The sequence below is a fragment of the Pseudomonas sp. HD57-3 genome, assembly GCF_056113135.1.
The window spans coordinates 537271-562198 of the sequence record NZ_CM148568.1; the positions used below are offsets into that span (position 1 = coordinate 537271).

Annotated in this window: 28 protein-coding genes; 12 read left to right on the top strand and 16 right to left on the bottom strand. The window is 60.0% G+C overall.

Annotated features, from left to right (window positions below; genetic code table 11):
* The first annotated feature begins 339 nt into the window (after positions 1 to 339).
* Together ompR and AC0R79_RS02360 are read left to right on the top strand one after the other, a co-directional pair.
* Positions 340 to 1080 (top strand): osmolarity response regulator transcription factor OmpR, encoded by a 741-nt coding sequence (ompR, locus tag AC0R79_RS02355; protein WP_007952694.1) that lies wholly within the window; start codon positions 340 to 342, stop codon positions 1078 to 1080.
* A 114-nt stretch (positions 1081 to 1194) separates the two neighbouring features.
* Complete coding sequence (locus AC0R79_RS02360) at positions 1195 to 2508, top strand: ATP-binding protein (protein ID WP_007952691.1); 1314 nt, start codon at positions 1195 to 1197, stop codon at positions 2506 to 2508.
* Between the two features lie 35 nt (positions 2509 to 2543).
* Here AC0R79_RS02360 and rimK read toward each other — a convergent pair whose 3' ends face one another.
* From rimK to rimA, 3 genes are read right to left on the bottom strand one after another with little or no spacing between them, the layout of a single operon-like run.
* Positions 2544 to 3449: a 30S ribosomal protein S6--L-glutamate ligase gene (rimK, locus tag AC0R79_RS02365; RefSeq protein ID WP_007952690.1), complete on the bottom strand. Its 906-nt coding sequence runs from the start codon at positions 3447 to 3449 to the stop codon at positions 2544 to 2546.
* Complete coding sequence (gene rimB, locus AC0R79_RS02370; protein ID WP_011331964.1) at positions 3446 to 3925, bottom strand: retropepsin-like aspartic endopeptidase RimB; 480 nt, start codon at positions 3923 to 3925, stop codon at positions 3446 to 3448. The genes rimK and rimB overlap by 4 nt, the downstream gene beginning before the upstream one ends.
* A gap of 16 nt (positions 3926 to 3941) precedes the next feature.
* Entirely contained in the window at positions 3942 to 4721 is a 780-nt protein-coding gene (rimA, locus tag AC0R79_RS02375; RefSeq protein ID WP_007952688.1) for a S6 modification regulatory phosphodiesterase RimA, read from the bottom strand.
* Positions 4722 to 4837: 116 nt separating this feature from the next.
* On the opposite strand from rimA, the gene AC0R79_RS02380 reads away from it, so the two are divergent.
* Positions 4838 to 5245: an RNA-binding S4 domain-containing protein gene (locus tag AC0R79_RS02380; RefSeq protein WP_007952687.1), complete on the top strand. Its 408-nt coding sequence runs from the start codon at positions 4838 to 4840 to the stop codon at positions 5243 to 5245.
* A 67-nt stretch (positions 5246 to 5312) separates the two neighbouring features.
* Here the strand turns inward: AC0R79_RS02380 and AC0R79_RS02385 are convergent, their stop codons facing one another.
* The gene (locus tag AC0R79_RS02385; RefSeq protein ID WP_474733032.1) at positions 5313 to 6113 is read right to left on the bottom strand and encodes a phosphatase PAP2 family protein; all 801 of its coding nucleotides are present in this window, start codon (positions 6111 to 6113) and stop codon (positions 5313 to 5315) included.
* 104 nt (positions 6114 to 6217) lie between these two features.
* Between AC0R79_RS02385 and hslO the strand changes: the two genes are divergently transcribed.
* Together hslO and AC0R79_RS02395 are read left to right on the top strand one after the other, a co-directional pair.
* Positions 6218 to 7120: an Hsp33 family molecular chaperone HslO gene (hslO, locus tag AC0R79_RS02390; RefSeq protein WP_085608616.1), complete on the top strand. Its 903-nt coding sequence runs from the start codon at positions 6218 to 6220 to the stop codon at positions 7118 to 7120.
* A 181-nt stretch (positions 7121 to 7301) separates the two neighbouring features.
* Positions 7302 to 8843: a phosphoenolpyruvate carboxykinase gene (locus tag AC0R79_RS02395; protein WP_474733034.1), complete on the top strand. Its 1542-nt coding sequence runs from the start codon at positions 7302 to 7304 to the stop codon at positions 8841 to 8843.
* A gap of 65 nt (positions 8844 to 8908) precedes the next feature.
* Here the strand turns inward: AC0R79_RS02395 and nadS are convergent, their stop codons facing one another.
* The 6 genes from nadS to AC0R79_RS02425 all read right to left on the bottom strand — a co-directional run bounded on the left by nadS (position 8909) and on the right by AC0R79_RS02425 (position 11986).
* Positions 8909 to 9196, bottom strand: coding sequence for a NadS family protein (nadS, locus tag AC0R79_RS02400; RefSeq protein WP_127796615.1), 288 nt, complete (start codon positions 9194 to 9196; stop codon positions 8909 to 8911).
* Positions 9197 to 9198: 2 nt separating this feature from the next.
* Positions 9199 to 9513, bottom strand: a complete 315-nt coding sequence (locus AC0R79_RS02405) for a type II toxin-antitoxin system RelE/ParE family toxin (protein ID WP_127796616.1) — start codon at positions 9511 to 9513, stop codon at positions 9199 to 9201.
* Between the two features lie 111 nt (positions 9514 to 9624).
* Positions 9625 to 9924 (bottom strand): hypothetical protein, encoded by a 300-nt coding sequence (locus AC0R79_RS02410; protein WP_115076187.1) that lies wholly within the window; start codon positions 9922 to 9924, stop codon positions 9625 to 9627.
* Positions 9925 to 10250: 326 nt separating this feature from the next.
* Positions 10251 to 10427, bottom strand: a complete 177-nt coding sequence (locus AC0R79_RS02415) for an antitoxin PaaA2 family protein (RefSeq protein WP_346001550.1) — start codon at positions 10425 to 10427, stop codon at positions 10251 to 10253.
* Positions 10428 to 10474: 47 nt separating this feature from the next.
* On the bottom strand, positions 10475 to 11602 hold the full coding sequence (locus tag AC0R79_RS02420; RefSeq protein WP_085608618.1) for a hypothetical protein: 1128 nt from the start codon (positions 11600 to 11602) through the stop codon (positions 10475 to 10477).
* A 102-nt stretch (positions 11603 to 11704) separates the two neighbouring features.
* On the bottom strand, positions 11705 to 11986 hold the full coding sequence (locus AC0R79_RS02425) for a hypothetical protein (protein WP_205891534.1): 282 nt from the start codon (positions 11984 to 11986) through the stop codon (positions 11705 to 11707).
* A 304-nt stretch (positions 11987 to 12290) separates the two neighbouring features.
* On the opposite strand from AC0R79_RS02425, the gene AC0R79_RS02430 reads away from it, so the two are divergent.
* From AC0R79_RS02430 to AC0R79_RS02445, 4 genes are all read left to right on the top strand, one after another.
* On the top strand, positions 12291 to 12794 hold the full coding sequence (locus AC0R79_RS02430; RefSeq protein ID WP_007952668.1) for a hypothetical protein: 504 nt from the start codon (positions 12291 to 12293) through the stop codon (positions 12792 to 12794).
* A gap of 167 nt (positions 12795 to 12961) precedes the next feature.
* Complete coding sequence (locus AC0R79_RS02435; protein ID WP_474733038.1) at positions 12962 to 14890, top strand: RecQ family ATP-dependent DNA helicase; 1929 nt, start codon at positions 12962 to 12964, stop codon at positions 14888 to 14890.
* 109 nt (positions 14891 to 14999) lie between these two features.
* Positions 15000 to 16223, top strand: coding sequence for a 3-hydroxyacyl-CoA dehydrogenase (locus tag AC0R79_RS02440; protein ID WP_375744905.1), 1224 nt, complete (start codon positions 15000 to 15002; stop codon positions 16221 to 16223).
* 31 nt (positions 16224 to 16254) lie between these two features.
* Positions 16255 to 16686 carry an acyl-CoA thioesterase gene (locus AC0R79_RS02445; RefSeq protein WP_273897947.1) on the top strand — a complete coding sequence of 144 codons (432 nt, stop codon included), beginning with the start codon at positions 16255 to 16257 and terminating at the stop codon, positions 16684 to 16686.
* A 55-nt stretch (positions 16687 to 16741) separates the two neighbouring features.
* Here the strand turns inward: AC0R79_RS02445 and AC0R79_RS02450 are convergent, their stop codons facing one another.
* The 4 genes from AC0R79_RS02450 to AC0R79_RS02465 form a co-directional block, all read right to left on the bottom strand.
* A complete protein-coding gene (locus tag AC0R79_RS02450; RefSeq protein ID WP_085608624.1) occupies positions 16742 to 17221 on the bottom strand; it encodes a glycine zipper domain-containing protein in 480 nt (159 codons plus the stop codon).
* 242 nt (positions 17222 to 17463) lie between these two features.
* Positions 17464 to 19812 carry an FdhF/YdeP family oxidoreductase gene (locus tag AC0R79_RS02455; protein WP_179693005.1) on the bottom strand — a complete coding sequence of 783 codons (2349 nt, stop codon included), beginning with the start codon at positions 19810 to 19812 and terminating at the stop codon, positions 17464 to 17466.
* On the bottom strand, positions 19809 to 20648 hold the full coding sequence (gene fdhD, locus AC0R79_RS02460) for a formate dehydrogenase accessory sulfurtransferase FdhD (protein ID WP_474733042.1): 840 nt from the start codon (positions 20646 to 20648) through the stop codon (positions 19809 to 19811). The genes AC0R79_RS02455 and fdhD overlap by 4 nt, the downstream gene beginning before the upstream one ends.
* Before the next feature lie 92 nt (positions 20649 to 20740).
* Positions 20741 to 21628, bottom strand: a complete 888-nt coding sequence (locus tag AC0R79_RS02465; protein ID WP_474733044.1) for a LysR family transcriptional regulator — start codon at positions 21626 to 21628, stop codon at positions 20741 to 20743.
* 137 nt (positions 21629 to 21765) lie between these two features.
* Between AC0R79_RS02465 and lysM the strand changes: the two genes are divergently transcribed.
* Complete coding sequence (gene lysM / locus AC0R79_RS02470; protein WP_039764611.1) at positions 21766 to 22206, top strand: peptidoglycan-binding protein LysM; 441 nt, start codon at positions 21766 to 21768, stop codon at positions 22204 to 22206.
* 56 nt (positions 22207 to 22262) lie between these two features.
* On the opposite strand, the gene yrfG is transcribed toward lysM, so the two are convergent.
* Positions 22263 to 22925 carry a GMP/IMP nucleotidase gene (gene yrfG, locus AC0R79_RS02475; RefSeq protein ID WP_129973502.1) on the bottom strand — a complete coding sequence of 221 codons (663 nt, stop codon included), beginning with the start codon at positions 22923 to 22925 and terminating at the stop codon, positions 22263 to 22265.
* A gap of 88 nt (positions 22926 to 23013) precedes the next feature.
* Between yrfG and nudE the strand changes: the two genes are divergently transcribed.
* Together nudE and cysQ are read left to right on the top strand one after the other, a co-directional pair.
* Complete coding sequence (gene nudE, locus AC0R79_RS02480) at positions 23014 to 23580, top strand: ADP compounds hydrolase NudE (RefSeq protein WP_007952641.1); 567 nt, start codon at positions 23014 to 23016, stop codon at positions 23578 to 23580.
* A 5-nt stretch (positions 23581 to 23585) separates the two neighbouring features.
* Positions 23586 to 24419, top strand: coding sequence for a 3'(2'),5'-bisphosphate nucleotidase CysQ (cysQ, locus tag AC0R79_RS02485; RefSeq protein ID WP_474735052.1), 834 nt, complete (start codon positions 23586 to 23588; stop codon positions 24417 to 24419).
* Positions 24420 to 24432: 13 nt separating this feature from the next.
* Here cysQ and AC0R79_RS02490 read toward each other — a convergent pair whose 3' ends face one another.
* Positions 24433 to 24888, bottom strand: a complete 456-nt coding sequence (locus AC0R79_RS02490) for a thioesterase domain-containing protein (protein WP_375744911.1) — start codon at positions 24886 to 24888, stop codon at positions 24433 to 24435.
* Between the last annotated feature and the right edge of the window lie 40 nt (positions 24889 to 24928).

Here is a 24928-nt window from a genome sequence, read left to right on the forward strand (position 1 = left end):
AAAGCAGGCTCGCAGGCGCGTAAATGAAGGCCCGGAGTCTGGTGGGGCGGCTTGATGCTGGCCGCTGCCTGGGTCAAAAGGCATCCCATTGACCCGTGAAATCGAACAATTACTGCGGCGCCCATGAAAATAAAGGACGGCCACCTGCGGTAACGATTCAGACGTTGCCTGACACAAAAGGCCGCGCATTATAACCAGCGTTCTGTCATTCGGGGGCGACGCAGTCTGTAGGCACAAACCCCGGTTTTCTGGCAGTGAAGGAAAAATCTGCTAACAATGCACACGGTGCGTATAACGGCAGCTACGCCATAATGCGCGCCGAGCTAAAAGGAGCATCCAATGAGCAGCACTGCACAAACTGCTGAAGGCGAAAAAATTCTCATCGTTGACGACGATCCGGGGCTGAGCAGCCTGCTGGAACGCTTTTTCGTCAGCAAGGGCTACCGTGCCCGCGCCGTACCGAATACCGAGCAGATGGATCGTCTGCTGTCGCGTGAAGTGTTCAACCTGGTCGTCCTCGACCTGATGCTGCCGGGCGAAGACGGCCTGACCGCTTGCCGCCGCCTGCGTGGCGCGAACAATCAGATTCCGATCATCATGCTCACCGCCAAGGGCGACGAGCTGAGCCGTATCAAGGGCCTGGAACTGGGCGCCGACGATTACCTGGCTAAGCCTTTCAACCCGGACGAGCTGATGGCTCGCGTCAAGGCCGTGCTGCGCCGTCAGGCCGCACCGGTACCGGGCGCGCCGGGCAGTGAAGAAGAAAACGTCACGTTCGGCGACTACGTGCTGTCCCTGGCCACCCGCGAACTCAAACGCGGCGACGAAGTGCACATGCTCACCACCGGTGAGTTTGCGGTACTCAAGGCCCTGGTGATGAACGCCCGTCAGCCGCTGACCCGCGACAAGCTGATGAACCTGGCCCGTGGCCGTGAGTGGGATGCCCTGGAGCGTTCCATCGACGTGCAGATTTCCCGTCTGCGCCGGATGATCGAACCTGATCCGTCCAAGCCGCGCTACATCCAGACCGTCTGGGGTGTCGGCTACGTGTTCGTGCCGGATGGCAACTCCACCAAGTGATGGGTGATTTGTAGGAGCGGGTCTGCGGGAAACGGTCGGAAACGCCGTCCGCGCAGACTCGCAATCCGCAATATGCGAGCATTGCTCGCTCCTGCAAGTGTGTAGCGGTTATCCATGAAAACCCCCGTCTGGTTCCCCCAAAGTTTCTTCTCCCGCACCCTTTGGCTGGTGCTCATCGTCGTATTGTTTTCCAAGGCATTGACCCTGGTTTATCTGTTGATGAACGAGGACGTGCTGGTGGATCGGCAATACAGCCACGGCGTCGCCCTGACGCTGCGTGCCTACTGGGCCGCCGACGAAGAGAACCGCGCGAAAATCGCCGATGCCGCGACCTTGATCCGGGTGGTCGGCGCCGGTGTGCCGGAAGGCGAACAGCACTGGCCGTACAGTGAAATCTACCAGCGTCAGATGCAGGCGGAACTGGGTGCCGACACCGAAGTGCGCTTGCGCATGCACTCGCCGCCGGCCTTGTGGGTTCGCGCGCCGAGCCTCGGTGATGGCTGGTTGAAAGTGCCGTTGTACCCGCACCCGTTGCGTGGCCAGAAAATCTGGAACGTGCTCGGCTGGTTCCTGGCGATCGGCCTGCTGTCCACGGCGTCTGCGTGGATTTTCGTCAGCCAGCTCAATCAGCCATTGAAACGTCTGGTCTACGCCGCCCGGCAACTCGGCCAGGGCCGCAGCGTGCGCCTGCCAATCAGCGACACCCCCAGCGAAATGGCCGAGGTTTATCGCGCCTTCAACCAGATGGCCGAAGACGTCGAGCAGGCCGGTCGCGAGCGTGAGCTGATGCTCGCGGGGGTATCCCATGACTTGCGTACGCCGCTGACTCGTTTGCGGTTGTCGCTGGAGTTGATGGGCGACCGCACCGACCTGACCGACGACATGGTGCGCGACATCGAAGACATGGACGCGATCCTCGACCAGTTCCTCGCGTTCATTCGCGATGGTCGGGACGAATCGGTGGAGGAGGTGGACCTCAGCGATCTGGTGCGTGAAGTGGCGGCGCCCTATAACCAGACCGAAGAGAAAGTGCGCCTGCGCCTGGAACCGATCCAGCCGTTCCCGCTGCGTCGGGTGTCGATGAAGCGTCTGCTGAACAACCTGATTGGCAACGCGCTGAATCATGCCGGCGGCAGTGTGGACGTCGCGGCCTATGTGTCCGGTGACACCAGCGCGCCATACGTGGTGCTGAGCGTGATGGACCGTGGGGCGGGGATCGATCCTTCCGAACTTGAGGCGATCTTCAACCCGTTCACCCGTGGCGATCGTGCCCGGGGCGGGAAGGGCACCGGGCTGGGACTGGCGATTGTGAAGCGGATTGCTTCGATGCACGGCGGCAATGTCGAACTGCGCAACCGCTCCGGTGGCGGACTGGAAGCACGGGTTCGGTTACCGCTGGGATTGATGCTGCCGCGAGACGCGGTTTAAGTTTCAGGCGGCCTTGCGGCCGCCTGATTCAAGGTTCAACCCTTGCCTTTTGTGCGGGTCATGTTCGGCCCGCCATTCTTCTCGAGATGCTCGATGATGATCCCCGCCACGTTCTTGCCCGTGGTGGTTTCGATGCCTTCCAGACCCGGTGACGAGTTCACTTCCATCACCAGCGGCCCGTGGTTGGAGCGCAGGATATCCACACCCGCCACCGACAGCCCCATGACCTTGGCTGCACGCAGCGCAGTCATGCGTTCTTCCGGGGTGATCTTGATCAGGCTGGCACTGCCGCCCCGGTGCAGATTGGAGCGGAACTCGCCGGGCTTGGCCTGACGTTTCATCGCCGCGATCACCTTGTCGCCGACCACGAAGCAGCGGATGTCGGCGCCGCCGGCCTCCTTGATGTATTCCTGCACCATGATGTTCTGCTTCAGGCCCATGAACGCCTCGATCACCGACTCCGCCGCCGTCGCGGTTTCGCACAGCACCACGCCGATGCCCTGTGTGCCTTCCAGCACTTTGATCACCAGCGGCGCGCCGTTGACCATGTCGATCAGGTCGGGAATGTCGTCCGGCGAATGGGCGAACCCGGTCACCGGCAGGCCGATGCCCCGGCGCGACAGCAATTGCAGCGAACGCAGCTTGTCCCGCGAGCGGGCGATGGCCACCGATTCGTTGAGCGGAAACACGCCCATCATTTCAAACTGACGCAACACTGCGCAGCCATAAAACGTCACCGACGCGCCGATCCGCGGGATCACTGCATCGAAACCCTCCAGCGGCTTGCCGCGGTAGTGGATCTGCGGCTTGTGGCTGGCAATGTTCATATAGGCGCGCAAGGTGTCGATCACCACCATTTCATGCCCGCGTTCGGTTCCGGCTTCGACCAGACGGCGGGTGGAATACAGACGCGGGTTCCGCGACAGCACAGCGATCTTCATGCAACACCTGTGGAGGAGGTAGATACCGGGAACACCGGCTTGTCTTGTACATATTTGATGCCCGGATTGACCACCAGCTGGCCGTCGATCAGGGCTTTGGAACCGAGCAACAGGCGATAGCGCATGGACTTGCGGCAGGCGAGGGTGAACTCGATCGGCCAGACCCGGTCACCCAGGGCCAGGGTGGTGCTGATCACGTAGCGCACCTGGGCCTGACCGTTCGAACTCTTGATGGTCTTGCGGGCGACCAGTGGTGCTTCGCATCGCCGATGACGCAACTGCACGACAGTGCCCAGGTGCGCAGTGAAGCGCACCCACTTCTCGCCGTCACGTTCGAACGGCTCGATGTCGGTGGCATGCAGGCTGGAGGTGCTGGCGCCGGTGTCGATTTTTGCCCGAAGGCCAGCGACTCCCAGATCCGGAAGCGCCACCCACTCGCGCAGACCGATAACGGTCAAATGGTCAAATGTCTTCAATGGAAAAAACCAACGATTAACGCGTCCACGCTTCAGGGGACACCTGGGCTAACGCTTTGAATGCGGGTCTGGCGAACCAGTAACCCTGCATCAGAAATATTCCGCAGTCCGCCAGGAAATCCCGTTCACCCGCACTCTCTATGCCTTCGGCGATGACTGTAACGTCCAACTCCGCACAGATTGTGACAATCCCCCGAACGATAGCCTGACGAACACGGTCACGGTCGATATCGCGGATCAGCGCCATGTCGAGCTTGATCAGGTCCGGTTGGAAATCGGCCAGCAGATTGAGCCCCGAATAGCCGGCGCCAAAATCGTCGATGGCCGTCTTGAAGCCGAATTCGCGGTATTCACGCAGAATATTGGTCAAATGGCGATAGTTATCTACGTGCTCGCTTTCCAGTGTTTCGAAAATCAGCCGGTCGATCGGGAAATTGTGTTTTCTGGCAGCCTCCAGGGTGCTGCGAATGCATAACTCTGGACGATAGACGGCGTTGGGCATGAAGTTGATCGACAAGTGTGTCTGCATATTAAGCTCGGCTGCGCCTTCGATGGCCCGAGTCCGGCAGAGCTGGTCGAAACGGTAGCGGTTATCTTCTGTAACCTGATCCAACACGGTTAAAGCGCCTTCACCAGCCGCACCACGAACCAGTGCCTCGTAGGCGTACACCGACTCGTCACGCAGATCCACGATGGGCTGATAAGCGAACGAAAAATCGAAGCCCAGCGGCTCGCTTTGCTGGCAGCCCAGGCACCCGGATTTGGGCGAGGTCAATGAAGACGGAAATTTGGTCACTCGATCACTCCATGCCGTTGAACCGGCGAAGATCACAGTTTATCTGGAGGGCCGGATTCTTGCGCCCGACAGAATCGGTAGTACAGTTCCGACTACTGGCTGAACGAGGAATTCATATGGCGCAAAAACAGGAAGAGGACGACAAGGTCCGTCTCGACAAGTGGCTGTGGGCTGCGCGTTTTTTCAAGACTCGCGCTTTGGCCAAGGCGGCCATCGAGAGCGGCAAGGTGCATTGTCGGGGAGAGCGCTGCAAGCCTGGCAAAGAGCCACGCATTGGCGATGAGTTCGAGATTCGCACGGGCTTCGATGAGAAGACCGTTGTGGTTCAGGCCCTGTCGATTGTGCGTCGCGGCGCACCTGAGGCGCAGACGCTGTATGCCGAGACCGAGGCGAGTATTGCCAAACGTGAAGCGGCTGCGGCGATGCGCAAGGCGGGCGCCCTGGGCGTGACCACCGACGGTAAACCGAGCAAGAAGCAGCGTCGGGATCTGTTTAAATTTCGTGGGAACAGTAGCGGCGAATAAAAAAACGCAGCCTGCCGGCCTGGGTTCAAGACCCGCCGGCGGCTGCGTTTTTTTCAGTAACCGTTGATTACTGCGCGGACACCACACTCATTCGCGAAACCACCGGCAGTTTGCCCAGCAGCCGGAAAACCGGCGCCGTGACCTTCAGCCAGAAATTCGCCGCGTGATAAGCAAACGGCGTGTAGTAACCCCAGCCCAGTGCCCACACCGCCAACAGCATGCCGCCGATGTAATCGTCCTGGCCCCAATGTGCACCAGCGACCAGGCGCGGCAGCATGAACAGCAGCGCCAGGCCCCAGATCACCAGGAATTGGCCAGCCGTGCGACTGAACACGCCCATGAACAGCGCCCAGATCAGTAGCACCGAAGCGTGGTCACCGGGGAAGCTCTGGCTCGAGCGGTCCTTCAGTTCCCAGGTCTTCTCCAGATGCGGGAAGTAATCGCTGATATGCACCGCGCCTTCAAGCACCATCGACGGGCTGCTGTGCTGCCAGCCCATGTGATCGGCGAACTTGGAAAACAGCGCGCGGATCACCACCATCAGCAGCAGAATCGAAAAAAATCCGAAAAAGGCGCGACGCACGTCAATCGCCCTGAACACCCAGTCGCCCTTGATCAGCAGCGTCAGCAGAATCAGGCCGACGACGATGTCGAACGGTCGCAGACTTGCAATTGCCCAGATGTGGAGCCATATGGGGTTGCTGGCCAGCGGTGCGTTGAGTGTGCGGAACAGCCACTCGTCGAAAATCACACACAGCATCTGACCTGTAGGCCATAACCAGAAAGCCAGTAGTGCCAATGGCACAACGTTGCACAGAACCAGCCGGCCGAGGTTCCACCTTGATTGGAACAAACCCGGATTGTTCATAAAATGCCTCCCGTGGCTGAACATCGGCATCAAAAAGGATGCCAGAAGCGCGGGATTTTCATTCTTTGTAACCATTTTGTCATCACATTCAGATACCCAGACCTATGACCGATTTCCTCGATACCGATTACACCCAACGCTTCATCTTCGATGACAGCGACACGCGCGGCGAACTGGTGTCGCTGGAGCGCAGCTATGCCGAAGTGCTCGCCAAGCACCCGTACCCGGAACCGGTTGCGCAATTGCTGGGCGAACTGATGGCTGCCGCGTCGTTGCTGGTGGGCACCCTGAAATTCGATGGCTTGCTGATTCTTCAGGCCCGCTCCGAAGGCCCGATCCCGCTGCTGATGATCGAATGCTCCAGCGAGCGCGAAATCCGTGGCCTGGCGCGCTATCACGCCGAGCAGATTCCGGCCGATGCGACCCTCGGCGACCTGATGCCGAACGGTGTCCTGGCCTTGACCGTCGACCCGATCGCCGGCCAGCGTTATCAGGGCATCGTCGACCTCGACGGCGAAACCCTGTCCGATTGCTTCACCAATTATTTCGTCATGTCCCAACAGGTCGGCACTCGCTTCAAGCTGTGCGCCGATGGCCGTCGTGCCCGTGGCCTGCTGCTGCAGCAACTGCCGGCCGATCGCCTGAAAGACGAAGAAGAACGCGCCGCCAGCTGGCAGCACATCACCGCGCTGGGCAACACCCTGACCGCTGATGAACTGTTGAGCCTGGACAACGAAACGGTTCTGCATCGCCTCTACCATGAAGAGCAGGTTCGTCTGTTCGATGTGCAGAAACTGCGCTTCCACTGCAGCTGCTCCCGCGAGCGCTCGGGCAATGCGCTGGTCAGCCTGGGGCTGGAAGATGCGCAGGCGCTCGTGGCCGAGCAAGGTGGAAAAGTCGAGATCGACTGCCAGTTCTGCAACCAGCGCTACCTGTTCGATGCGGCGGATATCGCTCAATTGTTCGCTGGCGCGGGCGTCGAGACGCCGTCAGATACCCGGCACTAAAACGGTTCAGCGCAGGTAAATTCACTGCTCAACGACGGAATAACGCCGTTACGACGGGAGGGCCCTACTCTTTTTGGGCTTTTCTGGCATAATCCGGCCCACTTTTTTCGCGGTAGTAGTGCACGACTTTCTACTACAAAACGTTTGGAGCACACTCGGCCACTGGCCGACGGGGAACCTCATGACGCAAGCCAATAACGCCGTGTACACCGATCTGAGTGTTGATGATCTGGTAAAAGAAGCCCTGAAACGCGGTGAAGGCGAGCTTGCCGATACCGGCGCTCTGGTTGTTCGCACCGGTCACCGCACCGGCCGTTCGCCAGTCGACCGTTTCATCGTTGAAGAGCCTTCCACCCAGGCCGCCATTGCCTGGGGCCCGATCAACCGCAAGTTCCCGGCCGACAAGTTCGACGCGCTGTGGGCTCGTGTTGAAGCATTCAACAACGCGCAAGAGCATTTCGTTTCCCACGTGCATGTAGGCGCGGCCGAAGATCACTACCTGGCCGTGAAGATGACCACCCAGACTGCCTGGCAGAACCTGTTCGGTCGTTGCCTGTTCATCAACCCGGGCCAGTACAACCCGGCCGGTCGCGAAGAGTGGCAAGTGCTGAACGTCGCCAACTTCGAGTGCGTGCCTGAGCGTGACGGCACCAACTCCGACGGTTGCGTGATCATCAACTTCGCCCAGAAGAAAGTGCTGATCGCCGGCATGCGTTACGCCGGTGAAATGAAGAAAGCCATGTTCTCCGTGCAGAACTTCCTGCTGCCGGCCGCTGACGTGCTGCCAATGCACTGCGCTGCCAACATCGGCGAAGAAGGCGACGTGACCCTGTTCTTCGGTCTGTCGGGCACCGGCAAGACCACCCTGTCCGCCGACGAAAGCCGTTACCTGATCGGTGACGACGAACACGGCTGGGGCGAAGGCGTTGTCTTCAACATCGAAGGCGGCTGCTACGCCAAGTGCATCGACTTGTCCGAGAAGAACGAGCCGGTCATCTGGAAAGCCATCAAGCACGGCGCAGTACTGGAAAACGTCGTGATCGACGACGCCAAGCACGCCGACTACGCCGATGTCAGCCTGACCCAGAACAGCCGCGCGGCCTACCCGCTGGAGCACGTTGCCAAGCGTTCCGAGAAGAACCTGGGCGGCGAGCCAAACGCTGTGATCTTCCTGACCTGCGACCTCACCGGCGTTCTGCCGCCAGTGTCGATCCTCAACGAAGAACAAGCGGCCTACCACTTCCTGTCCGGCTACACCGCTCTGGTGGGCTCGACTGAAATGGGTTCGGGCAGCGGCATCAAGTCGACCTTCTCGACCTGCTTCGGCGCACCGTTCTTCCCGCGTCCGGCCGGCGAATACGCTGAACTGCTGATCAAACGCATCCGCGGCTTCGGCTCCAAGGTCTACCTGGTCAACACCGGCTGGACCGGCGGTGGCTACGGCGTCGGCAAACGCTTCAACATCCCGACCACTCGTGCAGTGATCGCAGCGATCCAGAGCGGCGCGCTGATCGGTGCAGCCACCGAGCACCTGGACACCATCAACCTGGACGTGCCACTGGCCGTACCGGGCGTCGAAACCAACCTGCTCAACCCACGCAACACCTGGGCTGACAAGGCTGCGTACGACGAAGCTGCAAAAGCACTGGCCGGTCTGTTCATCGAGAACTTCAAGAAGTTCGAAGTGAGCGACGCGATCAAGGCTGCCGGGCCTAAGTTGTAAGACTTAGTTTTGGTGAATGAAAAAGCCGCCTCTTGAGGGCGGCTTTTTTGTGGGTGATCATTTTCTCAATGGGCCAATGCATTCAAAACATGAACCGGGTCGTTATGAATGGCCTTGAGCAAAGCTTTTGCCGGCCCGGTAGGCTCGCGACGACCCTGTTCCCAATTTCGTAGAGTGCCGAGTTGGACGTCGATCAGAGCCGCAAATTTGGTCTGGGTCAAACCGGTAGCTTTACGAATCTCTTTGACCTGCAATGCATCAACGTGGAATTCGCGAGAAGGTGCGCGCTGGCCTCGTACAATCTCGTCCATCTCTTGCACACTTTCCATCAGCTCATCAAAAAATTTGCTCATGGTCATCTCCATTTTTCGATCAAGACCTTGAGTGCTTTACGCTCATCGCTGGACAGATCGTGTTGTTCATTTTTAGGGTAGATCATCAATAACCCGATTTGTGACGCCGAAACGAAGTGGTAGTAGATCACCCGTGCTCCGCCTCGCTTGCCGTATCCTTTCGCTGCGATTCGGGTTTTGCGGATCCCGCCTGTACCTTCAATTACATCGCCAATCGAAGGACTTACAACCAGTTGCTTCTGAAAAGCGGCATACGTGTCATCGTCCAGCAGCTCTTTTACTCGACGGGTAAAGATCCGAGTCTCAACAAAAATCATCGTAAATGTACGCCATTGGCTTACCTTCCAGCAATGCTGAAGGGATTTGAGTAGATGACTGGTAAGTGATCGTTCTCATGTCGAACATGGGAACGATCTGATCACTCAACCTCAGACTGGAGCTTTCCAGTTGAGCATTCGTTGCTGGGCGACCTGCAACAGGTCAAACCCGTCTTTGGTCAGCAGGTAAAGGGCGTGGGTGATGTGAGGAATGTCTTCAACGTCGGCATGTTTGAAGCAGAGGCAGTAGAGAGTTTGCAGCAGGTCGCTTGAAGCGCGCAGGCGCTGGACGGCGCATTCGAGGATGTCTTGCGGGTTGGCCTCGGTGTCGATGACCAATGGCTTGGTGTCGGTGAGGTTGGTATCAAGTGGGCGGTAGCGATCGTTGGGGAACTGGTTCCATGATTTCATTGGTTAGACTCTCTCAAGTATCCGAAGAACCGCCAACATCATGACCAAACGATAGGAGGCGGACTGTGTTCGGGTTGGTCAACCAGAGAGAGAGAACTCCAGGCACGCCGAAGCGTCCCAAACACAGCCGCCATAAAGCGTGCCGCATGAATCAGGCGGCAAGCATACAAGGGCATGCGAAGTTTCTCTCTCATTTTCAGGTGACCAAACCCGAGTCGCTGATTTGGCAGCGACAGTCACGACTATAGATTTGAGCTAACAAACGGCGATAGCCGATAAGGCATCACTCCATGTAGGACGTGGACGAAGATTCAATAGGGTCGTTCCTACGGATTCTTGCGTGTTCTCAACAGTTCACGTTTCGCTGCCATCAAGCGTCTCGACTCTTCATCGGGGATGCTTGGCCGGGGATCATCGATGCTTTTCTGAACTTGCCGAGTAACCCACTCTTTGTAGGTCTCCTCGTCGCGGTGAGGTTCAATTCCGTCAGTGGATCTATCCATCGTTCAATTCTCCCGTGATTGTGTTGACGTCTGTTACCGGTCCCGCCTCAACGAATCGCCCGATACCCCTCAACATCCAGCACACTCGTGGTCAGCCCGGTCGCCGGGCTGTAGATCGTGCCTTTCACCGTCGAAAACGGAACGCCTTTGCTGCCCAACGAAACGTAGCGCTCGCCTTGATCCAGCTCGGTGAACCAGGTGTAGGAACACTTTTCCATGGCCTTGTACTTCGCTGCCGAGTTGACGATGGTGGCGGCATGGTTGCGAAGGTCGGCGTCGGTGAGGTTGAGGTTTTTGTCGAGTACGGTGCCCCAGCGTTTCAGGCAGACCTCGGCAAAGTGGCGGACGATGAGGCCGGGTTCGGCCAGCACTTTTGGACCACTGTTGCCGTCGGCGGAGGCGTTGCCGACCAGGGTGGCGTGACGGCCGGGCATGGGGAAGATGCTGGTCTTGGTGCCGGTCGCGGTTTGCGGGATGACGCAACTGAAGCCCTTGGAGCGTTCATCCCGCGCATAGAAACCCACATACTCTTTTACGTTGGCGTTGAGCTTTACCCGTTGTTCCTGAAAGTTGCCGATGCCCGGCACCGGGTCGATGGCAAAGATATTCACTGGAATGTTTTTCAGCGCGCTGTCGTTGAACATGGCATTGGCCAGCATATGACAACTGATACCGCCGCGGCTCCAGCCCACCAGATTGACTTTTGTTGGAATAACACCGTCCTTGCGAAAGGTTTTAATAATCTGTTCCTGTAACTTCTGTTGCGTGACGCTGCGATCGCCATAGTTATATTTACGCCACAGCCAGGAACCTTCGACTTTTACATCTTCAATCGGAATGCCGGCGGCTTTTAGGCGGTTGTATTCCGCTTCGGTCAGTTGCTCGCGCTGCCAGTCGCACTTGCCTTTGATGATGTTCATCGCGTGCAGGACGTTTTCCTCCCAGCCCTTGCCGAACAAGGTCCCGCTGAGGCCGTAGTCCTTGGATTGGGTGAACAGTTCATCGGCTTGCAGGTTGCTGGTGCCGGGGCCATCGACCACGATCCATTCGGCGAACTCACGACCGACGTGATGAGAGGCAAGTGTGGAGACCAATTCACCGTCCCAATAGTTTTCGTGGGCGTTATCAAACTTTGTCGAACCTGTACCGCAAAAGAAAATAGTCAGCGTAGTCATGTTGTTGCTCTTGATTGATGTAAGAGCAAACAGGCTAGTTCCAATCTTTGTTGTAATGGAAGCGATGGGTTGTTGCGAACTTTGTAAGTTGGTCAGCTGGCTTTAATTATTTATTTGCTGTCTGGCAACTTCCAGCAAGTCACAGCCGTCCTGCGTCAACAAATAAAGCGCATTGACGATGTTGGGGATATCTTTTACGTCGGCCTGTTTGAAACACAAACAGTAAAGAGTTTCCAGCAGATCACTGGCGGCACGCAGGCGTTGATCGGCGGCATTGAGCAAATCACCCGGTGCTGCTGCGGTGTCGATGACCATTACCGGGTTGTCGCCGTCGCAGGTCTTGAGAGGGCGAAAACGAGTATTCAGCGGTGTGAACATGTTCATGATTGAGGCGTGTCCTTTACGAAGTCGCTTCGGCGGGCCGACACAGTGTTTTCAGTCGCGCCGGCCACTATAGAAGGGCGCCGTCGAGTGGGACAAGACAGCCACAATGGACAGAATTCGTAGGGGTTTTTCCGGGGTCCGGGCATTTGCCCTACGCGTTTTTGCTGCTTTTTCACAGCCAAACCCTGATGGGCGAAATTTCCTACGTGTTTGTCGGGCGATTCCCGTTAAAGATCTGTATGGTGCGCGCCAGAATCCGTGGGGTGTTTCCAAACGTCCGACACAGACTTAAAGGGAATTAGGTATGCAGTGGCTACGAATGGCCTCGATCGTTTTGCTATGGGCCAGTGGTTGTCGTTTGGCGTTGGCCTCCGAGGCGGGCAATGGACTGGTGCTCACCCAAGTGGAGCGCACCGAATGGCCGGACGCACTCACGACCCAGGCCAGCATCGACACGGCGTCGCGTGCCGAAGTGCTGATGTTCGGCAAGGCACTGCTGGCCAGCGAAGGCCTGGATGAGTCCGGGCTGAAACAACGTCTGGGCGTGCCGCATGTGCAGCTCAAGTCGATCCGCCAGGTGCGTGACGGCCTATGGGATCGTTTGCTCACCACCTATCGCAACGCCAGCCAGAACTGCGACGAGCAAGCGTTCTGTCCTCGGGTGCGCAGTGTCGCCGACCTGCGTCAGTTGGCGGCGGCATTCACCGGTGATATCAGCCCGGCCCATGCGCTGTGGGCCAGCAAAAGCCAGGGCGTGCATGAGCAGCTGTTGAACGAGCAATTGCGAGTGGCGGTGTTGCAGCCGTAGTCCCGCTGTCACGGCCCCGCCGTCACAGCCCCGCCGTCACGACGTTGGCCAAAGGCTGGAGGTCGTCGGGTATCATCCCGTATCGATTTGACCCTCGACCTTTTCTCGACTCGTTGCGATCGCCCGCTAGGCTGTTGGCATCACAGCGGTCAACGGAGTGACAGCGAATGCACAACACCCTGGAACAGGTTTTCGGTTATCCACAGTTTCGACCCGGCCAGGAGACCGCAATCAGCGCCGTTCTCGCCGGGCGCTCGGCCGCCGCGATATTTCCCACCGGCTCCGGCAAGTCCATTTGTTACCAGGTGCCGGCGCTCTTGCTGCCACACCTGACGCTGGTGGTCTCGCCGCTGCTGGCGCTGATGCAGGATCAGCTCGAGTTTTTGCGACGACACGGGATTTCGGCAGGCAGCATCGATTCGGCGCAGAGTCGCGAAGACGCCAACGATGTAATGGCGCGCGCCCGTTCGGGTGAACTGAAGATCCTGATGATTTCCGTGGAGCGTTTGAAGAACGAGCGCTTTCGCAACTTTTTGCAGCAGGTGCCGATCTCGCTGCTGGTGGTGGACGAGGCGCACTGCATCTCCGAGTGGGGCCACAACTTCCGCCCCGACTACCTCAAGCTGCCGGACTACCAGCGCCAGTTCAACATCCCGCAGACCCTGCTGCTGACCGCCACGGCAACGCCGAAGGTCATCGCCGACATGCAGGCGAAATTCGCCATCGCGGCAGAAGATGTGGTGACCACCGGTTTCTATCGGCCCAACCTCAATCTGCTGGTCGAGCCGGTGCGTGGGCAGGACAAGCGCCGGCGTCTGGTGGAGTGGATGAGCGAGCGTGCGGGCCAGCCGAGCATCGTCTACGTCACCCTGCAGAAAACCGCCGAGCAGATTGCTGAACACCTGGAGCGCAATGGCATTCAGGCCGAGGCTTATCACGCCGGTTTGCCCCATGAGCAACGGGACGGGATCCAGAAGCGCTTCATGGGCGGGCAGTCCAATTGCATCGTCGCCACCATCGCGTTCGGCATGGGTATAGACAAGAGCGACATCCGCAACGTGGTGCATTTCGACCTGCCCAAATCCATCGAAAACTACAGCCAGGAAATCGGCCGTGCCGGACGTGACGGGCAGCCCTCCGACTGTCTGGTGCTGGCAAACCGCGATAGCCTCAACGTGCTGGAAAACTTCGTGTATGGCGACACGCCGGAGCAAGATGGCATTCGTCACGTGCTCGACGAGTTGCGGGCCGCCGCGCCCGAAGGCCAATGGGAGTTTCTGCTCGGGCCGTTGGCGGACCAGAGCAACATTCGTTCGTTGCCTTTGAAGACGTTACTGGTGCAACTGGAGCTGCGAGGGCTGATTGCCCCGCGCTACGCGTACTACGCCGAGTACCGCTTCAAATACCTGCTGGAGCCCGAGGCGTTGCTTGAGCGTTTCGAGGGCGAGCGAAGGGATTTCGTTACCGCGATCATCCAGACCTCAAGCCGCGCACGGACCTGGGCCACGGTGAATTTCGAGGCGATGTACGAGCAGTATTCCGCCGAGCGCAATCGGGTGGTGAAGGCGCTGGATTACTTTCAGGAAAAGGGCTGGGTCGAGCTTGAGAGCAAGCAGATGACCGAGGTCTACAACGTCCTGCGCGGCGATTTCGACAGCCAGGCCCTGAGCGCCGAACTGCATGACTATTTCACCCGTCATGAGCAAACCGAAGTGGCGCGAATCCACGCCATGCTCGAGCTGTTCGCCACCGAGCGATGCCTCGGATATCGGCTGGCCGAGTATTTCGGGGATCACAATGCGCCGCAGCAGTGCGGACATTGCTCGGTGTGTCACGGACAAGTCGCCCGGCTGCCGGCCCCTCCGGAATTGCCGGCGCTTGTGGATAAAAATTTTGCGGCGTTGTGTGGCGATTTTATCCACAGGCATCAGCAGCACGCTGGCAGTGCTCCGTCGGCGGAGCGGCTGACCCGGTTTTTGTGCGGAATCAGCGTGCCGTTGTTTACCAAGCTCAAGGCGCGGGCCATTTCCGGGTTTGCGGCGCTGGAGGAATATCCCTACGCCGAGGTACGGGCCTGGGCTCAGGCGCATCTTTGAGGTCTCGAATCCATCTGCTGAATGTCGATCATCACGGCAATGAACTTCAAAAATGCCCGGTGGCTGACTATGGTGATGGCTGTCTTCGGATCGCCAACAAGAGAACAACATGAGCCAGACATCCTTCGCTATTCAGCAGGCCGCCGTGATCGGCGCCGGCACCATGGGCCGCGGCATTGTCATGTGCCTGGCCAACGCCGGCGTGTCAGTGCAGTGGGTCGATAACAATCCACAAATGCTCGAACAGGCGCTGGTCACCGTGGCCGATACCTACGCGCACAACGTGCGACAGGGACGGATCGACCAGGCCGAGGCCGATGCGCGGATTGCCCGTGTCAGTGCGGCGCCAGACTATGTGGCGATCCGCAACGTCGACCTGGTGATCGAAGCGGTGTACGAAAACCTCGAACTCAAGCAGAAGATCTTCCGCGAGCTCGATGGCGTGCTTAAGCCCGAAGCGCTGCTGGCGAGCAATACCTCGGCGCTGGACATCGACGCCATTGCCGCCGCGACACGGCGCCCGACTCAAGTGCTGGGCCTGCATTTCTTCAGCCCGGCGCACATCATGAAGTTGCTGGAAATAGTCCGTGGCGCACAGACCTCACCGGCAGTGCTTGAAGCGGCGCTTGAGCTGGGCAAGCGCATGGGCAAGGTCAGTGTGGTGTCGGGCAACTGCCACGGTTTTATCGGCAACCGCATGCTGCATCCGTATGTGCTCGAAGCGCGCAAGATGTTGCTCGAAGGGGCGTATCCGCATCAGGTCGATGCGGCATTGCAGAGTTTCGGTTTCGCCATGGGGCCGTTTCGCATGTACGACGTGGTCGGCATCGATCTCGAGTGGCGTGCCCGCGAGCTGGCCGGCAAGGGGCAGGACGCGCCCGAGGTTCAGGTGGATAACCGCTTGTGCGAACAGGGTCGCTTCGGTCAGAAGTCCGGTAATGGTTACTACCACTACGAGCCGGGCAGCCGTCAGGCCGAGCATGATCCCGAGGTCGATGCGCTGGTGTTGAGCGTCAGCGAAGGGTTGGGATTTCATCGGCGGGATATCGGCTCGGAGGAGATCCTTGAGCGGTGCTTGCTGGCGTTGGTCAATGAAGGCGCGAAGATCCTGCAGGAAGGGATTGCCGAGTCGGCGCATGACATCGATCAGGTCTACCTGAATGGCTATGGCTTCCCGGCGGAGCGGGGCGGACCGATGGCCTGGGCGGATGATCAGGGGCTGACCGACATTCATAAACGGTTGCTGGCGCTGGAGACCCGGCAGGGCGATCACTGGCGACCGGCACCATTGATCGGCGAGCTGGCGGCGCGAGGCAAGGGTTTTTACCTTTAGACTGGGCAGATCACTCCAGGAATCGACACTGATGTCCAACCCGATGCCGCAACGCAGCGATTACCCGCACTTCCAGCCGATCACCACGCGCTGGCATGACAACGACGCCTACGGCCACGTCAACAACGTCACCTATTACAGCTTCTTCGACACGGCGGTGAACACCTACCTGATCCAGGTCGGAGGGCTGGATATCCATGACGGCGAGGTGGTGGGATTTGTGGTGAGTTCGTCCTGCGACTATTTCGCGTCGATCGCTTTTCCGGATCGAATCGAGATCGGTCTGCGGGTCGGCAAGCTGGGCAACAGTTCGGTGCAATACGAACTGGCGGTGTTCAAGGAAGGAGAGGTGGAAGCCTGTGCCGCCGGACGTTTCGTGCATGTATTCGTCGACCGGGCCTCCAATCAGCCGGTGTCGATTCCGGCCCCATTGCGTGATGCGCTGGAACGCCTGACGGTGTGACAGGCAAAAAAAATCGCAGCCCGGGGGAGCTGCGATTTTTCTTCAAGCCTTCGCCTCAGCGGTGGCGATAGTACTTGTGATGCTTGCGATGGCCGTAGGCATGACCGCGACCACGGTGGTCGTCACGGTAGTAGCGACGGTCACGACCACGGTCGTAATGACGATCGTCGTCATCGCTCTTGTTGCCCATGTAGTTGCCCAGCGCGCCACCTGCGCCGCCGCCGGCTGCTGCGCCGATCAGGCTGCCGGTGGTGCCGCCCATGCTGCGGCCGACCACGTTGCCGCCGGCTGCGCCCAGCGCACCGCCGATGGCTGCTTCACCACGGCTGCGCTTGTCGGCGCCCACCGCACTACCACCCGCGCCGCCCAGGGCTGCGCCAATGGTTGAACCTGTACTGCCGCCTAGCGATTGACCGACGACCGAGCCAAGAACCCCGCCCAATGCGCCGCCCACACCTGCTTCGGTGGTGCCTCCGGCAGAAGCGAAGCCACTGACCAGGCCAAGGGACAACAAGAGAATCGAGGAGAACTTCATAGAGGAGCCTCAAAGGGATGACGGCGCGATCCTGAGGCTCTGGAATGGGCGTGACAATCGAAATCCGACGAATAGCACGACCTGTATACAATTCTGCAAGTTGCTGATTTTTGGGCGGAACTTAACGGTTTTTCGCCGGTCTTTAGCTACTTCGGACAGGCCGCTTTGATCACAAAGCGGCCTTTTTTGTGGGCGTTTGAAAAGTGTCTGCGCTCCCACGCAGAACGTGGGAGCGATCAGGATCAGGCCGACTTGGCCATGATCAGCCCCGTTTCACTCGCCGCTTCCAGGCGAATGGCAATGAACTTCGATGTCGGCGTATGGCTGCCATCGCCGGTGCTTTCGAGCGGCACCAGCGGGTTCACCTCAGGGTAATAAGCCGCCGCCTGCCCTGCCGGGATATCGAACGCCAGCAGCGTGAAGCCCTTCACCCGACGCTCGCGGCCGTCGTCCCACAGGGACACGATGTCAGCCTTTTGCCCCGGCTTGAAGCCCAGGCGAATGATGTCTGCCTCGTTGGCGAACAGCACATCACGTTGCCCCTTCACGCCGCGATAACGATCGTCGAGACCATAAATCGTGGTGTTGTATTGATCGTGGGAACGCATCGATTGCAGGATCAGGTCCGGCAGTTGGCCGGTAGCGCGAGTGCGCTCGTGGATCAGATCCTTGGGCAGCATGTTCGGCTTGAAGTTGGCCCGACCCGACGTGGTGTTCCATTTGCGCGCGCCGGCGCTGTTGCCGAGGTAGAAACCGCCCGGGTTCTTGACCTTCTCGTTGAAATCCTTGAAGCCCGGAATGGTGTCGGCGATCAGCTCGCGGATGCGCCGGTAGTCGGCCACCAGCCAGTTCCAGTCCACCGGTTTGCTGCCCAGGGTCGCGGCGGCGATGCCGGCAATGATCGACGGCTCCGAGCGCATCTGGTTCGACAGCGGCTGCAACTGACCGTTGGAGGCGTGCACCATGCTGAACGAGTCTTCCACGGTGACGGCTTGCGGGCCTTCGGTCTGGATGTCGATGTCGGTACGGCCCAGGCACGGCAGGATCAACGCATCCTTGCCGTGAGCCAGGTGGCTGCGGTTGAGTTTGGTGCTGATCTGCACGGTCAGGTCGCAGTTGCTCAGGGCCTGGAAGGTGCGCGGGCTGTCCGGCGTGGCTTGGGCGAAGTTGCCGCCCAGCCCGATGAACACTTTGGCGCGACCTTCGGCCATCGCATGAATCGCTTCGACCACGTTGTGCCCGTTGTGACGTGGTACCTTGAACTGGAAGCGGCGCTCCAGGGAATCGAGGAACGCCACCGGCGGACGCTCGTTGATGCCCATTGTGCGGTCGCCCTGCACGTTACTGTGGCCACGCACCGGGCACAGACCGGCGCCGGGTTTGCCGATGTTGCCGCGCAGCAGCATCAGGTTGGCGATTTCCTGGATGGTCGGCACCGAGTGACGGTGCTGGGTGATGCCCATCGCCCAGCACATGATCACGTTCTTGCCTTTGGCGTACATGCGCGCCGCTTGCTCGATTTCCACCAGGGTAAGGCCGGACTGCGCGACGATCTGTTCCCACGGCGTGTCGTCGACGACGCCCAGATACTCGAGCACGTTGACGCTGTGTTCATTGAGGAAGTCGTGATCGAACACCGCCGGCGCACCGGCTTTCTGCGCATCGCGTTCCCATTGCAGCAGGAACTTGGCCATGCCGCGCAGCACCGCCATGTCGCCGCCCAGCGCCGGGCGGAAATACGCGGTGTTGGTCGGCTTGTCGCCGTTGGTGAGCATTTCGATCGGGTGCTGCGGATGCTGGAATCGTTCCAGACCACGCTCTTTCAGCGGGTTGATGCACACCACCTGAGCGCCGCGTTTCACCGCTTCACGCAGCGGTTCGAGCATGCGCGGGTGGTTGGTGCCCGGGTTTTGGCCCCAGACGAAAATCGCGTCGGCGTGTTCGAAATCGTCGAAGGTCACGGTGCCTTTGCCGACGCCGACACTCTGCGCCAGCGCCACGCCGCTGGCCTCGTGGCACATGTTCGAGCAGTCGGGGAAGTTGTTGGTGCCGAAGGCGCGCACGAACAGTTGATACAGGTACGCCGCTTCGTTGCTGGCGCGGCCCGAGGTGTAGAACTCGGCCTGATCCGGACTCGACAGCGCTTGCAGGTGTTTGCCGATCAGCGCGTAGGCATCGTCCCAGCTGATCGGCTTGTAGCGATCGGTTTCGGCGTCATACACGACCGGCTCGGTCAGGCGACCTTGATATTCGAGCCAGTAGTCGCTCTGTTCCAGCAACGCAGTGACGCTGTGCTTGGCGAAAAATTTGCCGTCCACCCGGCGCTTGGTCGCTTCCCAGTTCACCGCTTTGGCGCCGTTCTCGCAGAACTTGACCATGCCGCTTTCCGGCGAGTCACCCCAGGCGCAGCCCGGGCAGTCGAAGCCGCCGTTCTGATTGGTCTTGAGCATCATGCGCAGGTTTTTCAGGGCGTTGTCGCTGGTCAGCCAGGCCTGGGCCACGCTGATCAGTGCGCCCCAGCCGCCGGCTGCGCCCTTGTAAGGCTTGTAGCGCGGGACGGGTTTCTGGTCGGCTTGATGGTGTTGGCTCACGAGTGTTTCTCCATTTCTGGGCTATACACCCGCGGCGCGTTCTTTTGCGGCAGGTGGATGAGATTGAGGTTGTGGCGTCGGGCCCATTGCACGGCGAGGCCGGTGGGCGCGGACAGGCTGACCAGGGTCTGAATCCCGGCCCGCAAAACTTTCTGGATCAATTCGAGGCTGCATCGGCTGGTGACAATCGCCAGGCCGCCGGCTGTGGATATCTTTTGTCGGATCAGGCCGCCGATCAGCTTGTCGAGGGCGTTGTGCCGGCCGATGTCTTCACGGCCCAGCAGCAATTCACCACTGGCGTTCATGAACACCGCGGCATGCACCGCGCCGCAGTGCTGGCCCAGCGGCTGGAACGCGCCGATGTGCTGACGCAAACCCTCGAGCCATTCGATGGGCGGCAAGGGCGCGCCGGGCAAAACCTTGAGATCAGGCAGTGCCTGCTCGACCGCTTCCACGCCGCACAACCCGCAACCGCTGGTGCCGGCCAGTTGCCGACGCTGTTGCTTGAGATTCCAGAAAGCGCGGTTGGCGATGGTCACTTGCGCGTATTGCGCCGAGCCCGAACCGCTCAGTTGCAGGTCGTAGATGTCCGAGGCGTCTTCGATGATGCCGCTGCCGAGGCTGAAGCCGACGATGAAGTCTTCAAGGTCGGTCGGGGTGACCAGCATCACGGCCTGGCTGATGCCGTTGTAGGCAATCGCCAACGCGACTTCTTCGGCCAGCGCGGTGCTGGCCGATTCCGCGAGGGGGAGATCGCTGTAGCTGTAGGTCTGACTGGCGGCTGGCGCGGGCGTTTCGAGAGCAGGCGCCGCGCAGGCCGGGCGCTTGGCGTTCATGGCATCACCGACGGATTGATCAACGTTAAGACTAGGCGCGGCAAGATGTCGCGTCTAATCGCTAGTGTCGATCCCTCGATAGATGCCGTCGATCAAGCGCCCGTGGGTGATTTTTGATAGAGCGCGAAACAGGCCTCGGCCAGCGCCGAGCGTGGGGCGCCGCGACGCATGATCAGGCCCAGTCGGGCGAGGGTCTGGGCGTTTTCGATAGGTTGCAGGCGCAGGTTATCCGTGAGGTTTTCCAGGCCGCCGTCCAGTGGCATCACCGCGCAGCACAGCCCGCCGTGCACCGCTTGCAACAATTGGTGAACGGCGTCGGTTTGCAGCAAGGGTTGCGGGGTCAGGCCTCGGCTGTGGAAGTTATGGTCGATGGACTGGCGAAAGTGCATGCCGCTGGTGAGCATGCCCAGGGGCAGTTCGATCAGTGATTCCCAGCTCAGCGGTGCTTCGCCAAAGCTGAAGAACCGCTGGTCGTAGAGCAGGCCCATCTGCGTTTCACTGAAGGCCAGGGATTCAAACCGCTCGCCGTCGAGGCGGTCCAGGTAAGACACACCAATGTCGATGCGGTTGTTCGCCAGTTGCTCCAGAACCTGTTCGGAGCTCAGCGAGGACAGTTCGAAGCGCAGGTTCGGGTGTTGCGCGTGCAGGCGCTGCATCAAAGGCAGCGCATCGAAACTCGACAACGGCACCACGCCCAGCCGCAGGGTGCCGATCAGGTTGCCGCGACAGGCCGCCGCTTCCGCCTGCAGGCCGTCGTAGGCCGCCAGCACCGTGCGCGCCCAGGCCAGCACCCGTTCGCCCGGCGCGGTAAAGCCTTCGAAGCGCTGGCCACGGTTGACCAGTGGCAGGTCGAGTTCTTCTTCGAGGCTGCGTAGGCGCATCGACAAGGTCGGCTGGGTAATGTGGCAGCGGGCCGCGGCCTGGCCGAAATGGCGGGTTTCGTCGAGGGCGATGAGGAATTTCAGCTGCTTGATGTCCATCTTCGCTCCGGGGCGCTGGCAAGGGTGGGCGATTCTACCGCTTGCGCGGGGGCAGGGTCATTGGTCGGGCCGGAACCGGGTTTGTCCAGGGTGGTCTAGGCTTGGGCGTCTGGAACTTAAATCAAGGAGTGTGCGCTATGAGTCTTTTGAGCTTTGTGAAAGAGGCCGGTGAGAAGTTGCTCGACCTGTTGACCCCTGGCAACGCCAATGCCAGCGAGCAATTGAAGGAGCACATCAGTAAGGTCGGGTTGGGTAACCCGAATGTCCAGGCGACCGTGGATGGTGACAAGGTGACGGTCACCGGTGAAGTGGCGAGCCAGGAAGAGAAAGAGAAGATTCTTCTGGCAGTGGGCAACATTGCCGGTGTCGGCAGCGTCGATGACCAGATCACCGTGACCGGGCCGGTTGTGGCGGCGGCGCGTTTTGTGGTCGTGAAGAAGGGCGACACCCTCAGCGCGATTTCCCTGGCGGTGTATGGCAACGCCAACCAGTACAACAAAATTTTCGAGGCCAACAAGCCGCTGCTGTCACACCCGGACAAGATTTATCCGGGGCAGACGCTGCGTATTCCCGAGTAACAACATGCCTGCGGGAGCAGCCTTTGGCGGCTCCTGCAGTCTTCAGAGCCCGGCAATCAGAGCCCGGCAATCAAATCGCGATAATCCTCGACCGCCGCGAACTCCCCGGTGTCCTTCGGCCCTTTGCGGCTGTCCGGCTCTTTCACGGCCAACAGATGCGCCACGCCGAAATTCCGTGCACTGCGCAGGATCGGCAAGGTGTCGTCGATGAACAGACTACGCGCCGGGTCGAAGTCGATGTCGGTCTGTAACGCGTCCCAGAATTGCGGGTTCTCCTTGGGAAAGCCGTAGTCGTGGGAGCTGATCAGCCGTTCAAAGTATGGCGCCAGTTCGATTCGTTCCAGTTTCAGCGACAGTGAATCGCGGTGCGCGTTGGTGATCATCACCACGCGTTTGCCGGCTCGCTTGATCGCCTCCAGAAAGGTGTCGGCATCCGGACGCAGGGCGATCAGGTGGGCGGTTTCCAGCTTCAGTTCACGCACCGACAGCTTCAGTTCCGCACTCCAGAAGTCCAGGCAGTACCACTGCAACTGGCCGGCATGACGCTCAAACAGCGGCTGCAATTCCATTTCCGCCATGGCCCGGCTCACGCCATGCAGTTCGGCGTAGCGTTGCGGCAGGTGTTCCAGCCAGAAGTGGTTGTCGAAGTGCAGGTCCAGCAGCGTGCCGTCCATGTCCAGCAGAACGGTATCGATGTCGGACCAGGGTAGTGAAGGCATGGCAACGTCTCGAGCGGTAGAAAGATATCCGACGCAAACAATCGGAAAAGCCGCGTTATAGTAGCGCGTTCACGCCAAGGAGCTTTGCATGCGCCAGAAACCCACCGTACTTGCCCGCGAGATCGTCGCCACCAGCCGGCTGTTCTGCGTCGAAGAGCTGAAGCTGCGTTTCTCCAACGGCGTGGAACGCACCTACGAGCGGCTGGTCGGCAAGGGCGCCGGTTATGGCGCGGTCATGATCGTGGCGATGCTCGATGCCGAGCACGCGGTGCTGGTTGAGGAATACTGCGGCGGCACCGACGAATATGAACTGTCGCTGCCCAAAGGCCTGATCGAGCCCGGTGAAGACGTGCTGGCCGCCGCCGAACGCGAGCTCAAGGAAGAAGCCGGTTATGGCGCGCGACAGCTGGAGCATCTGACTGAGCTGTCGTTGTCCCCCGGTTACATGAGCCAGAAGATCCAGGTGGTGCTGGCCACCGACCTGTACGAAGAACGCCTCGAAGGCGATGAGCCTGAGCCGATGCGTGTGGACAAGGTCAACCTGCGAGAGCTGTCGACGCTGGCGCAGAATCCGAATTTCAGTGAAGGGCGCGCCCTGGCGGCGCTGTACCTGACCCGCGACCTGCTGACCCAGCGCGGATTTTTTCAGTCATGAGTGAGATGCCGATGAGTTTTCCCCATCCGTTGATGGCGCCGGTGGTCGAGCTGGCATTGCGGGCCGGTGAGGCGATCCTGCCGTTCTGGCGCGCCGATGTAGCCGTCACCGCCAAGTCCGATGATTCGCCGGTGACGGCGGCGGACATGGCCGCGCATCACGTGATCGTGGCCGGCCTGACAGCGCTGGATCCGAGCATTCCGGTGCTGTCCGAAGAGGACGCCAACATCCCGCAAAGCGTGCGCGCCGGCTGGCAGCGCTGGTGGCTGGTGGACCCGCTGGATGGCACCAAGGAGTTCATCAGCGGCAGCGAAGAGTTCACCGTCAACATCGCGCTGATCGAGAACGGCCGGGTGTTGTTCGGTGTGGTGACGATGCCGACCAACGGTCGCTTCTACGTCGGCGGTGCGGGGCTCGGTGCCTGGCGCGGCGACACGGGCGGCACGCCGGTGGCGATTCAGGTGCGTGATGTGCCGGGGCCTGGCGAAGCCTTCACCGTGGTTGCCAGCCGCCGTCATTCGAGTCCGGAGCAGGAACGCTTGCTGGCCGGGTTGAGTGCCAGCCTTGGCGAGTTGCAGTTGGCCAACATCGGCAGTTCGCTGAAGTTCTGTCTGCTGGCCGAAGGTGCTGCCGATTGCTACCCGCGTCTGGCGCCGACTTCGCAGTGGGACACGGCAGCGGCGCAGGGTGTTCTGGAAGGGGCGGGTGGCGAGGTGCTGGACCTGAGTGGCGAAGCGTTCTGTTATCCACCACGAGAGTCGTTGTTGAACGGTTTCTTCCTGGCGTTGCCAGCGAAAGCCGCGTGGCGGGCGAAGCTGCTCGAACTCGCCCGCTCGTAAGCTCCCTCAGTCTTCAGCGGTGCAGGACGTACTGCCCGCTGAACGTCACCGCATCCTCATCGCTTCCCGTATTGACCACCCGCGTGTGCAGGGTCAGTCGCGCCCGTCCGTAGCGCTGATACATCGCCAGAAATTTCTTCCACACCGCAGCGCTCGGTGAAGGGCAGATCGCAATCGCATCGCCGGTGACCGGCAGTGGATAACTGATCTGCCCTTCCTGAATCACGATGTGACCGTCTTCGATGCCTTCTTCTTTCAAACGCAAATGCAGCCAGCCCCAGCCGGCCAGTACCGCGCCGCAATACAGGCTGCCGCCAAACATGGTGCTCTTGTGATTGACGTTGGCGTCCAGCGGCAGGTGCAGGCGTAGTTGCTGTTCCTGCCAGTCGAGCACCTTGAGGCCCATGTCCCGGGTCAGCGGGATGTCGTGGTGAAGAACGGATTCCAGATAAAGACTGTCGTGCTTCATGCCCGGACCTCTTGCGGCAGAAAAGTGAATTGAGCGTGCT